Origin of the sequence: Polyangium fumosum (genome assembly GCF_005144585.1) — a bacterium.
Taxonomy (GTDB): Bacteria; Myxococcota_A; Polyangia; order Polyangiales; family Polyangiaceae; genus Polyangium; species Polyangium fumosum.
The window spans coordinates 225,633-237,870 of record NZ_SSMQ01000004.1 but is presented as its reverse complement, the minus strand read 5'-3'; the positions used below and the strand labels follow the sequence as shown (position 1 = coordinate 237,870).

At 69.1% G+C, this 12,238-nt stretch carries 7 protein-coding genes; 3 read left to right on the top strand and 4 right to left on the bottom strand.

Features of this window, described 5'->3' with window-relative positions; all coding sequences use genetic code 11:
- Positions 1-20: 20 nt before the first annotated feature.
- Entirely contained in the window at positions 21-701 is a 681-nt protein-coding gene (trhA, locus tag E8A74_RS06060) for a PAQR family membrane homeostasis protein TrhA (RefSeq protein ID WP_136927959.1), read from the bottom strand.
- 193 nt (positions 702-894) lie between these two features.
- Here trhA and E8A74_RS06055 point away from each other — a divergent pair, with 193 nt between their 5' ends.
- From E8A74_RS06055 to E8A74_RS06045, 3 genes are all read left to right on the top strand, one after another.
- On the top strand, positions 895-3,657 hold the full coding sequence (locus E8A74_RS06055) for a tRNA wybutosine-synthesizing protein 4 beta-propeller domain-containing protein (RefSeq protein ID WP_136927958.1): 2,763 nt from the start codon (positions 895-897) through the stop codon (positions 3,655-3,657).
- Positions 3,658-4,038: 381 nt separating this feature from the next.
- Positions 4,039-4,752: a hypothetical protein gene (locus E8A74_RS06050; protein WP_136927957.1), complete on the top strand. Its 714-nt coding sequence runs from the start codon at positions 4,039-4,041 to the stop codon at positions 4,750-4,752.
- Positions 4,753-5,351: 599 nt separating this feature from the next.
- The gene (locus E8A74_RS06045; RefSeq protein WP_136927956.1) at positions 5,352-8,918 is read left to right on the top strand and encodes a hypothetical protein; all 3,567 of its coding nucleotides are present in this window, start codon (positions 5,352-5,354) and stop codon (positions 8,916-8,918) included.
- Positions 8,919-8,948: 30 nt separating this feature from the next.
- Here the strand turns inward: E8A74_RS06045 and E8A74_RS06040 are convergent, their stop codons facing one another.
- From E8A74_RS06040 to E8A74_RS06030, 3 genes are all read right to left on the bottom strand, one after another.
- The gene (locus tag E8A74_RS06040) at positions 8,949-9,392 is read right to left on the bottom strand and encodes an STAS/SEC14 domain-containing protein (RefSeq protein WP_136927955.1); all 444 of its coding nucleotides are present in this window, start codon (positions 9,390-9,392) and stop codon (positions 8,949-8,951) included.
- Between the two features lie 500 nt (positions 9,393-9,892).
- A complete protein-coding gene (locus E8A74_RS06035; RefSeq protein ID WP_136927954.1) occupies positions 9,893-10,930 on the bottom strand; it encodes a hypothetical protein in 1,038 nt (345 codons plus the stop codon).
- A 119-nt stretch (positions 10,931-11,049) separates the two neighbouring features.
- Complete coding sequence (locus tag E8A74_RS06030) at positions 11,050-12,219, bottom strand: hypothetical protein (RefSeq protein WP_232379400.1); 1,170 nt, start codon at positions 12,217-12,219, stop codon at positions 11,050-11,052.
- Positions 12,220-12,238 lie beyond the last annotated feature (19 nt).

Genomic DNA, 12,238 nt, shown 5'->3' with positions numbered 1-12,238 from the left:
TCAACCCTCTGACAGGATCGTCAGGCCCCGCGAACGATCTTCACGACGGCGGCGAAGTGCATCGCGGCGGCAATGACGGTGCAGGCGTGGAAGACCTCGTGGTAGCCGAAGACGCCGACGACGGGGTTCGGGCGCCTCGATGCGTAGGCCAGGGCGCCGGCGGTGTAGACGATGCCGCCGCCGAAGAGCAGGAAGAGCTGCGTGGTATCGAGCGCGCGCCCCACGGCGCTCAGAAACGGCACGATGCACCAGCCGGCGGCGACGGCGATGGCAGCGGTCACCCATTTCGGTGATCCGGACCAGAAGATCGATTTGAGGATGCCGACGGCGGCACACGCCCACGCCAATGTGCAAAGCCTCGTCCCATCTCCGGGCCCCAGGGCGATCAGGGCGACGGGCGTGTACGTACCCGCAATGAGGACGAAGATGGCCGCGTGGTCGAGGCGACGCATCCGCAGGCGCGCCCTCGGACCCCAGTTGATTCGGTGGTACGTCGCGCTGACCGAAAAGAGGATGAGCAGGCTCAGGCTGTAGACCGCGGCGGCCACCGAATGGCGGATCTCGGCGGTGATGCACACGAGCGCCACGCCCGCGACGAGCGCGACCACCGCGGCCCACTGGTGGATGACGCCCCGGAGCCGGGGCTTCTCGGAATTCGGTTCACCGCCGTTCGCAGGCGATGCAAGCAAATCGTTGTTCATGCGGGGGCCTTCTCAGGGGCAGCGACGACGCGCTCACCTACGCTAACGTGGATGGGATCGTGTAGGCAAGGCGCAAACGGTCACGTGTTGCTGGGGCGATCATGACCAAAAAGTGACTGCAAACGCCGTGGCTTCGCGCTCGCTCGGGCGACCTTCATTGACGAGATCGCCGCCGGTGGGTAGGGTCCGCGCCATGCACGAAGCGAAGGTTCGAGGGGAGAGGAAACGATCGTATGCACGCTGGTGGGGATTCTCATCGTTTGTAATGGCGCTCGTCGCGCTCGGGGCTTGCGAAGGCAACGAGGCCACGGAGAAACCCGGCGCGTCCCTCCCCGAGCCGGAGGATGCGGCCGCCGAGCCGCTCCGCGCGAACCTTCGAGCGCAGTTTCCCGGGCAGGTCGGGGAGGTGCTTCGGTCGTCTCCCTTCGAAGCCGACGAGGCCGGTTATCGTCGGCGCCTGCCCCGGGGGGCCGGCGCAGGGGACGAGCTGAGCGTCGCGCTCCCGCGGGAGGGCGAGGGCGCCGTACGCTTTCGGGCCCCCGACGGCTTCGAGATTCTGGTGCGTGAAGAAGGCACGAGCGGACGTGCATTCACGGTCGATGATGCCGTCGCATATCCGCGCCGGGGCGGCACGGCCCTCTGGGTCGCCGGCGCGGGCGGCGTCGAGGAGTGGCTCGTGATCGAGGCCGATCACGCCGCGGCGGGCGAGGCGATCGGCGCGTGGCGCGTGGACGGGGCCGAGGCGCGAAACGACGCTTCGGGCATTCATTTCTTCGATCCGGCCGGCCGGGCGCGCCTCCACGTCACCGCGCCGCGCGCCTTTTCGGAGGGCGGTCATCCGATCGGCGTGCGCCTCGCGCTCGACGGCGCGACGATCAAGCTCTACCTCGAAGAGGCGCCGCCGCCCGGCGCGGCGCTGCTCGTTGATCCCGCGTGGACCACGATCGCGCCGATGAACACGCCGCGCGAGAGCCACGCGGCCTCGCTGCTCGTGAATGGCAAGGTCCTCGTGACCGGCGGTTTTTCGGTCGGCGACGTGGCCACGAAATTCGCCGAGCTTTACGACCCGGCGACGAACCTGTGGAGCTTCACGGGCTCCATGCAGGATGCGCGGTACGCCCATTCGTCGACGCGGCTCGCCGATGGCCGGGTGCTCGTCACGGGTGGCCTGAGCAGCATCTTCGGGAGCCTCGCGGCCGCCGAGACCTTTGATCCCGCGACGGGCACGTTCACCCCGGCGGGCGTCATGTCGATCACGCGTTACTCGCATCGCGCCGCGCTCCTCGCCAATGGCCGCGTGCTCGTCACGGGCGGCGCCAACGCCTCGACCGAGCTGTACGATCCGGCCACGAATGGCTGGACGGCCGGCCCCGCGATGAACTATCCGCGCGAGGCGCACGCGCTCGTCACGCTGGCGAGCGGAAAGGTGCTGGCGATCGGCGGCGCGGGCCTCTCGGGCGCCTCGTCGACCGCGGAGGCCTACGATCCGGCGACGAACGCCTGGAGCCTCACGGGCCCGCTCGACGTGGCGCATGCCTACAATACGGCGGTGCTCCTCGGCAATGGCAAGGCGCTCACCTGCGGCAACACCGATTCCCAGGCCTTCTGCGAGCTTTACGATCCTGCCACGAACGCGTGGATGCTCACCGGCTCCCTGGTCAAAGGCCGCTACGCGCACAGCATGACGCTCCTGCCCACGGGCAAGGTGCTCGTCGCGGGCGGCGTCGGCCCCTCGTCCCTGACGAGCGCCGAGCTCTACGATCCGAGCACCGGCGCGTGGTCCACGACCGCATCGCTCGGCCTCGCCCGCGGCTACCACACGGCGACCCTGCTGCAAAATGGCTCGGTGCTCGTCGCGGGCGGCGATCCGCCGAACGTGCTCTACACGGCGAACGCCGAGATCTATACCTCGACGACCCCGATCGCATGCAATGGCGCGGCGGACTGCACGAACGGGCTCTGCGTCGACGGATATTGCTGCGACTCCGCGTGTGGTGGGGGCGCCGCGAACGACTGCCAGGCGTGCAACGTCCCGGGGGCGCAGGGCCTCTGCACCCCGATCGCCGCGGGCACGACGTGCCGAGCGGCCGCGTCTGCGTGCGACGCGCCCGAGACGTGCAATGGCGTCGCGACGACCTGCCCCGTGGATGCCGCGTTGCCGAACGGCACGGGCTGCAACGATGGCAATGCATGCACGCAGATCGATCAATGCGCGGGCGGCGTGTGCATGGGCATGACCCCGGTCGTGTGCGTGCCCCTCGACGCATGCCACGTCGCGGGCATGTGCAATCCCGCGACCGGCGTGTGCTCGAATCCCGAGAAAGCGGACGGCAGCGCGTGCAACGACGGCGACGCGTGCACGAAGACGGATCAATGCGCGGCCGGCGTGTGCACGGGCATGGCCCCGGTCGAGTGCACGCCGCTCGACGCATGCCATGAGGCCGGCACCTGCAATGAGGTGAGCGGCATGTGCTCGAACCCCGCGAAGCCCGACGGCACGCCGTGCCCGGGTGGCGTGTGCGTCGACGGGGCGTGCGCGATGGATCCGAGCGGCGCGGGCGGCAATGGCGGCGCGGGCGGCTCCGGCGGCGCGGGCGGCAATGGCGGCGCGGGCGGCCATGGCGGCGCGGGCGGCAATGGCGGCGCGGGTGGAGCCGGCGGCGCGGGAGGCCATGGCGGTGCGGGTGGAGCCGGCGGCGCGGGCGGCAATGGCGGCGCGGGCGGAGCAGGCGGCGCGGGCGGCAATGGCGGCAATGGCGGCATGGGCGCAGGCGGCGCAGGTGGTGCAGGCGGCGCGTCGTCCTCGTCCTCGACCGGATCGGGCTCGGGCGGCTCCGGCGGCGATCTCGTGACGGAGGAGGGGAGCTGCGGCTGCCGTCAGGTCGGCGGGGGCTCGCACGGCGCGTGGTGGGTGCTCGCGCTTTTGCTCCTCCCCTTGCGCCGAAAGAAAGGGTGAACCTGGCGCGCTGCACGATCCGACCTTCACCTCGGCCGCCGAGGTGACCCTCCCACCACGATCGGATCCTCGCCTCGGCCGCCGAGGCGACCCTCCCATCGCGATCCCCCTCACACCTTCCCGCCCCCCCGTCCTTCCAACCGCGCTCCGGCCGCCACCTCCTTCGCCCAGGCGCCGCTTCCTCCGAGCGTTGCCCCGTCCCTCGGCCCCCCCGAAGGCCCTCCGACGACGGTCCCACCCCCTCTCGGCTGCCCAGGCGCCCGACCGATCACGGTGGGATGCCCACCTCGTTGTCCCGAACGCGCTTCCCTCCAACGTTGGAGCGTGATAGAGGCCTTACATCTTTACGGGCGCAGGCGAAGGGCGCGAGGAGCGGACGGCGTGGCCGACACCTACATCGATTATCTCGAGTGCCTCGAATACGGTGATTTTTTCCTGAACGAGGTCCAGAAGCTCGCGGGCGCCTCGGCGCTCGTCGACATCGTAAAACTCCACGACCACGTCGCGGGCGCCATGATAGGCGTCGCGGCCGAGCTGGAGAAGCAGGGGATCAAGCGCAGCACCGTCCGCGTCGACCGCAAGGAAGTCGAAGCGAGGTCGCTCGCGCTCCGCAAGGACGTCGAGAAGTTTTACCATTACCTCGGCTCGCTCGACGAGGACGTCGCGCACGACGCCGATGCATTTTTCCCGGGCGGAAACCAGGGCAGCCTCGCAGCCTTGAAGCCGGCCGATCTCGCGCAGAAGGCGGGGGAGATCCTCCGCGGCTTCTCCGCGAACGCCAACAAGGACCTCCCCGAGGCCGCGAAGTGGAGGGCGCGCATCGAAGGGACACAAGGCGCCCTCGTCGGGGCGCTGGCGGGGAAAGGAACCTCGTCGGGGCACGCCATCCAGGGCACCACGGCGCTCGTCGCAGCGCGGGAGACCTTCCTCGTCGCCTACAATGGCGTCGCCAAGCGAATCGTCCTCGGGCTCCTCGTCTCGCTCGGTCGCAAAGACGAGCTCAAGCTCTTCTTCAAGGATCTCCAGGTGAACGAGTCGAGGCCGAGCAAGGCCGAGGCCGACCCGCCCGCCGGGACCGATACGCCCGGGACCTGAGCCTGCGCATCGGTCTCATCGGGAAGCCGCCGCGCCGGGGCGCTGCCCCGAGCCCCGCGGGGGCTGTTCGCCCCTCGACCCGAACCAGGGCCAGCCCTGGACCTTTCGTGGAAGAACTGCGCTCCGCGCAGTTCTTCCAAGGGCCGATGGCAAGACCACGGACGCGCGTCTCTCCTGGCAACGGGGCGTTGCCAGCGGAGCCGTCAGCGCTGCGGCCTTGGCCTTGGGCGAAATCGTCGCAGGTCTTGCCACCGGCTGTTCGATGAACTGCGCATCGCGCAGTTCATCGTCCTGGGTCCAGCGCCTCGCTGGTCCAGGTCCAGGGGCGGATAGCCCCGGTGGGGTCTGGGGCAAAGCCCCAGCGCAGCGGCTTCCCGATGAGACCCATGCTCAGGACCTGTCTGTCCCACCTCCAAGAGCACGTCCCGATCCTGCTCCGCGCGGGAGCACGATGGTCCTCGTCCGCACCGGCGTGTAGCATCGTGGAAGCTGGCCGTGATGCGCTCGGTCGCGTCACGGCCATTTCCTTGCAAATCCGACCGTCGAGCAGTGGACACGCCCGACGGGCCGTGCGCTCGACGAGAAAGGAAGACGCCTTGATGGACGATCGCTCTGGGATACATGGGCCGACGAGGCCTCTGCGCGCCCCACGGCTCGCGGGACTCACGTTGCTTCTCCTCGGCGCCGCCGCTGCCTCCGTCGTCGCGGCGACGGGGGCGCGCGCGCCTTCGCCTGCCGCGGCGGGGTCGCCGGGGCCGCTCCTGCCTGCGTTCCGCGGTGGCGAGGGGGTATGGACCGCCGGAGGGGACCGTTATGCCGTGCGCGCCTCCGCGGAGGCATTCGAGCTCGCGCCCCTCGCCGACGGAAAAGGCAAAAACCCCGATGCGCGCCCGTCGCCGCTCCGGATCGAAACGACGGACGTCACGCGCGGCAGCCGTTCGCTCGGCCATGCCGCGTCTGCCGCAAAGCCGGCCGTCGACGCGGGCGGCGAGCTGATCCTCGACCGAGGAGAGGTCGCGCAACACCTGCGTCCCACGCCGGAAGGTGTGGAGCTGAGTTACACGTTCCCCGCGCGCCCCGAGGGCGATGGCGACGTCACCGTTCGCCTTCGGGTCTCCGGCCAGGCGTATGCAGGCGCAGGCGCGGCAGGGCATCACTTCGCGGATCACGCCACCGGGCTCGGCGCCCGTGTCGGGCATGCGACGTGGATCGACGCCCGCGGCGCCCGCGCCGACGTGCCCGTGCGCGCCGTCCCCGGGGGCCTCGAAATGCGCGTCGCCGCGAACCTCGTGGAGACGTCCGCTTATCCGGCCGTGCTCGATCCGCTCATTTCCCCCGAGACGGGCACGGATGATCCCATCTTTGGCCCGGCCGGCTTTGCCCAGCATTCGACCTCGGTGGCCTTCGACGGCACGCAGCACCTCGCCGTCTGGTGCGACGGCCGCGGCGCGCCGGCGACGATTTACGGCGCGCGCATCCTGCCCGACGGGAGCGTCCTCGATCCGTACGGGCTTGGTCTCGCGTCGGGGGGCGAGCCCCGCGTCGCCGTGGGCGGAGGCGTGTTTCTCGTCGCGTTCCTGAGCGGCACGGAGCTCCAGGCCGTGCGCGTGGATCCGAGTGGCGCCGTGCTCGACCCGACCCCGATCACGATTGGCGCCACCGGCGTCGCGGGCTCGGGATTCAACGTCGCCTACGCGGCGGGGCAGTTCGTCGTGGCGTGGTCGAGCTCCAATGCCCCGGCGGGCCTGCGCCACGCGCGCATCACGACGGCCGGCGCCGTCCTCGATCCGGGCGGCGTCGCTTCCATCGCGGGCCCGTATTGGTCCTTCAGCGGCCTCGGGCTCGCTTCCTCGGGCGCGGACACGCTGATGGTCTGGCATTCGAACGGCATGCTCCGGGGCGCGCGTATCGACGCCCAGGGGGCCGTGCTCGACCCGAGCGGCGTCGACCTCGCGCCCACGCTCGCTGGCTACACGGGCGACGAGTTCATCAGCGCGCCTGCCGTGGTCTTTGATGGGACGAACCATCTCGTTGCGTGGGAGACGGCCTGGACCGAGAGGGCGTTTCATACGGTCCGCGTGTCGGCCGCGGCCGTGCCGCTCGGCGCGCCGAACACGCTCGCCATCACGGATCCGATCAACGACGAGTTGATCCGTGTCGGGCTCGTCGAGACCAGCGCTGGGTTCCTCATGACGTCGAGCAACCGGTGGGAGATCGAGCTCGTCGAATCGGGCGGGACGCTGCGGCTCCTGCGGCTGGACGCGCAGGGAGGCTTTTTGGATCCGGCGCCGAGCGTCGTCACGACGTCGGGCCGGGACGTGGCCATCACGTCTGATGGGACGAACGCGTTTGTCGCCTGGTCCGCGTTCGCGTCGAACGATTTTAGCGCGCCCAACACCGCCGACATCGTGGGGGCGCGCTTCGCGATGGATGGAACGCAGATCGATACGACGCCGGTCCTCATCTCGGGGAGCGCGAACAGCCAGACGGATGTATCGCTCGCCTGGGATGGGCAGAATTACCTCGTCGCCTGGGAAGACGATCGCAACGACGCGTCGGGCTCCGGGGACATCCTCGCGACGCGCGTCTCTCCCGCGGGGCAGGCGCTCGACACGTCGGGGCTGCCGATGGCCATCGGCCCGCTCCACCAGAATGATCCACACGTGATCACAGGCGGGCCGTCGACCCTGCTCCTGTGGTCCGCGTACGACCTCCCGGCGGGGGCATTGGAGGAGCAAAACTCGCTCCGTGCTTCGCGCGTGGATGACCAAGGGATGCTGCTCGACAACCCGCCCCTTCAACTCGGGGAGTACAGGGTCGTCGCGGCGACGGCGGTCGCGGCCGACACGTTGCTCGTCCTTCAGTATGCGGGCGGCTACCTCTACGGCGCCCGGATTCCCTTCCGCCTCGACGCGCAAGGGAACGTCACCGAGCTCGCGGCGCTGCCCTATGGTTCCAGCGGCGCGCTCGCTTCCGACGGCACGAACGCCTTGTACGTGTGGGGCGCGGACCCGAATGGCTCAGGATCCGGCAATCCGACGATCCTGCGCGCCTCGCGCCTCGACACGAACGGGGTGATGCTCGATCCGGGGGGCCTCACGGTCGCGAACCAGAACGAGCTGCTTTGTGGGTTCGACGTCGCGTTCGGCGGGGGCGTCTACCTGATCGCCTGGAGGGCCTTTGATCTCGCGACGAAGGTCACCCGCGAGCGCGCGGCGCGTATCACGCCGGCTGGCGTGGTCCTCGATGCGCAGGGGGTCTTTCTCGACGAGCACCCGGACCCGAACGGGTACAATGGATGTCGCTACAGCCATTGGGAGCAACGTCCTTCCGTGGCGTTCGACGGGAGCCTGTTCGTCGTCGCGCGGTTCGCGCCGGGGGCTTCTCCGCGGCATGACATTCTTCGGGGCGTGACCGTCGCTCCGGATGGGACGGTCAGCGCGCCGTTCGATATCTCGACCGAGCCCGGCATCCTCAAGCCCGTCGAGCTTGCCTCGCGCGGCAATGGGGAGACGATGGCGGCCTTCTCGCGGTTCGTGGAGGGCGCCCCCTACGAATCGGTTCGCGTGCGGCTCTCGCGTATCACGACCTGCGGCGTTTGCCCGAGCGGCTTTTGCTCGGACGGCGTCTGCTGCGACACGGCATGCGGCGGCGGCGATACGACCGACTGTATGGCGTGCAGCGTGGCGGCCGGCGCGCCGGCCGATGGGGTGTGCGCTCCGCTCGACGGCACGACGTGCGGCGATGGGACGAACGTGTGCTCGGCGGGGACCTGCATGGAGCCGGTCGAGCCGCAGGACGCTGGGACGGACGGCGGCGAGCCGGTCGATGCGGGAATGGACGGCGGCGAGCCGGTCGATGCGGGAATGGACGGCGGCGAGCTGCTCGATGCGGGAATGGACGGCGGCGAGCTGCTCGATGCTGGGACGGGCGGCGGTGAGCCGTTTGACGCGGGAGCGGGCGGCGGTGAGCCGTTCGACGCGGGGACCGGCTTCGATGCGGGTCCGGGTGGTGGGCCCATCCCTGGCGGCGGTGGATGCAGCTACAGCGTAGAGGATGCAGAACGAGCGCCCTCTTCGTCGCTGCTTTTCCTGGGCGCGCTCGGGGTCCTCTTGTCGGTCAAGCGGCGCGCGGGCGGCGCGCGGCGCTCGCAGCCCACGGCCTGAGCCGATCCCCCCTCGGCTGCCTCGGGAATTTCAACCGAGAATTTCGCTTTCGCTCCCGGTCGTTCTGCGCATCTCCTCGCGCTCGAACGCTTCTCGTTGCTCTAGGAGCCACGCCCGCGCGGCCGCTTCGTCCTCGAAAAAGCCGGAGACGTACTTCGCGCCGTGGATGAAGTTCGTGGCCCGATTCCACATGTTCACGAAGACCCGCAGGCTGAAGCCGGCGCCGAGGTAGGCCGTGAAATACCGCTTTGCGGGCTTGGGGTTCGTCGCGCCGAGGCGCCGCGTCTCGCCGTCCATCCCCTCGAACGCGCGGATGTCGCAGATGAGGAGCACGGCCGCGGGCACGTTCGCGAGATCCTCCGTCGCGAGGATCTCGCGCATCTCGTTGTACGTGACGCGGCCGCGGTAGGTCATGACGGAGACGTCGTCGTCGCCGTAGACGAGCGTGTGTCTCCCGATGTCATGGGTTTTCATGCGCCAGACGCCTGGGAAGGAGGGTCGTTCGGGTGGAACGGGGCCAGGGAGCGGTCGAACAGGGGCGTTGGTTGCATCAGGGCGGCGCGATGGTCGCTCCCGCCTCCGACGATGTCAACACGCGTGCATTTTCGCTCCTGCTGTCGGCAATTCCGAAATGATCACGCAGTTCATCGCTGAAGGCCTACGGCCCCATCGCGGGGAGGGACGGAGCCGGCGTTGCCCGCCGACCTGTCAGCGCTGCGGTTATTGGTAGGCAGGGTCATCACCGGTCAAGCCCCTGGAGAAGCCGCCCGCGCCGGGGCGCTGCCCCGGACCCCGGAAGGGGGCTGTCCGCCCCCTTCACCCCGGACCAGGCACGGCCTGGACCGAAGGTGGAAGAACTGCGCATCGCGCAGTTCTTCCAACGGGTCCGTGGCAAGACCAGGGAGGGGGTTTCAAGCTGGCGACGGGTACGTTGCCCGTTGAACGGTCAGCCCCGTCGTCTTCGCTGAAGGGTCTCAGCCCCCGTCTCTCGGCCGAATTCCAAGGAGCGCGAGCGCATTCGACCAGAGGGGCCAGAGCGTGCGGAAGGGATGCGTCGCGAGGAGGACGCCTCCGTTCGGGAGCCTGCGGACGTGGTAGGGGGCGTGCTGCTCGATGAAGCGCTCGTGTCTCTCGGTGACCGCGATCTCCCGCGTGGGCGCTCCCTCCGTCCTCGCATGGATGGCCTGGCGGGCCAGCGGCTCGGCCGCGCGCCATTCGTCATCGCGCAAGGCCGCCGCGGACGCTTCGAGGGCCTCGAAGAGGACACCCGGCGGCGTCGCAAGGGCGCGCAAGACCTGCTCGCGGGTCAGCACCGCATCACCGGGTCCGATGGGTCGCGCACCCTTGCGTGCCAGTGGGGAGAAGTAGCGGCGCCTGGGGTCGTCCAAGCTCGCTTCACTATCCTCCTTGCCGTGCATCCGCACGCCGTCGACCAAGGTCGCGATCCCGATGCGCGCGCCTTCGGGGGCGGCGAAGGCACGCGCGGCGAGCTCGTCGAGGGAGAGCTCCGCGATAGACCCCATCTTGTACCCGTCGTGGACGTGGACCCACGAGAGGGCGAGGTCGCGCGCGACGGCTGCCGCATGGGCGTGATACGTCGCGTTGCTCTCCAGCGGCGCACGCCACGGCCACCAATCGGCGCACGCGCCGAACGTCACGAGCCCTGCGTCCGGCGCGCAGAGGCCGAGGAGGAGATCCTCCACGTCGCCTTCCGTGTCGATCGCCATGGCCGCCGCCTCGACGGACGTGGAACGCGGCCCCATTCCGAGGCGGTGCGGCTCGCGACGCAGAAAGAATTCATCGCGATCGTCCCCCCATATGCTCATCGGGATGTGGTACACGGAGAGCTTATACGCCTCCCCGCGACTCTCGACGCTCAGGTTGCAGGTCCACCGCCCTACACGGAACGGCGTGCCCACATAAAACGCCGCCTCCGCCATGTCGTTGCTGAGGTGGGCCCGCACGAGCCTTTGCGCCTCCTCGAGCGAAAGATTCTCGTGTGTGTCATCCACACCGGGCGCTCTCAGATACACGTAGAGTGGGGCGCCGCCGAGCGCGGCCAGGGCCGCCACGAAGGCGTCGGCCCTGGCCGTTGGGTCGCACCACGCAAAGAAGTGCGGGCCGTCGCAGCTCATAGCTGGATCACCCGGATGATGTGCCCTTCGATGAGCTTCGGCTTGCCGGCTGCGTCGTCCAAGTAGCTTACGAGGACGTCATCGACGACCCCATAGTTCCGATTCTTCATCTCCGCTCCCTTCTTCATGATGAGCTCGAGGCGCGTAACATCGCCGTCGAGGTTCAGCTCCTTCAGCTTCTTCATGGCATTGGCCAGTTGATTGACCACCTCGTGGCCCTTCACGCCGCCGCCCTTCGCCTCGCTCACCACCAGCAGGTTCTCCTTCGTCACCGTGAGGAAGTCCGGTGCCTTGGCGACATCCTTGGGGACTCCGTTTCCTCCCTTCGGGATCCCGATCGCCGACCGCACCCCGTCATCGCCCACCCCGATCATCCGCCGCCCTTCGTTCTTCATCAAGTAGAGCCCCGCCTGCTTCTCGAAGTCATCCATCGGCAGCTTCGTCACGGCATGGCGCAAGCCCTTCCACTGCTCGATCCTACTGGCCCGGAGTGCCTGGGTAAACTCCTCCCCGAGGTTCAGCACGCCAGCCGCGACAATCTTCGCCCCCGGCTTGACCCCGGCCGCCTTGATCCCCGCCCAAGCCTTCGTGATCTGCCCGAACCCGAACCCTACCGCCGAGCCGACCCGCTCCTCCGTGGTCAGATCTTTCCCCCCGGGCAAACACAAGAGCTTCCCCGTCACCGCCTCACACAGATCGAGCGCCGGCCCCGCATACGGCACGAATCCGATCGCAATCCGCGACGACGCATGCACCAGCGTCTGCATCACCTCCGCATACGCAGCCGCCCCCTCCCCGACCGTCGACATCGCCCCGGCAAACGCCCGCACCGTCTCCAGGAAGGAGCCCTTCTCCGGCCCGAGCACGATCGCCTCCCACACGTTGAGGCTTTCCTTCATCTGCTCCGCCATATCGGCAAAAGCATTCTTCAGGACCCCATCCACCTGCGCCCGGACATCCGGCGGGATCGGCGAATCCAGAAACCAATCCGACGCATCCATGAACTGCCGCACGTACTCCGTGACGCGGATCTGCGCGGCCAGAAATGCGCTCGTCTCCGCCTGCGAAACACTCACCCGCGTGGCCAGCGCCTTCTCGATCGCCGCGGTATTCGATCGCCACGCACCACCCACGGCACCTCGGACGACGTCAGCGAATCCTCCCACGGATCGTCCGGCGAAAACC

What these genes read in the sequence shown, in the direction of transcription:
- trhA (WP_136927959.1), bottom strand. Translation starts at nt 701, where the DNA reads ATGAACAACGATTTGCTTGCATCGCCTGCGAACGGCGGTGAACCGAAT.
- E8A74_RS06055 (WP_136927958.1), top strand. Translation starts at nt 895, where the DNA reads ATGCACGAAGCGAAGGTTCGAGGGGAGAGGAAACGATCGTATGCACGC.
- E8A74_RS06045 (WP_136927956.1), top strand. Translation starts at nt 5,352, where the DNA reads ATGGACGATCGCTCTGGGATACATGGGCCGACGAGGCCTCTGCGCGCC.
- E8A74_RS06040 (WP_136927955.1), bottom strand. Translation starts at nt 9,392, where the DNA reads ATGAAAACCCATGACATCGGGAGACACACGCTCGTCTACGGCGACGAC.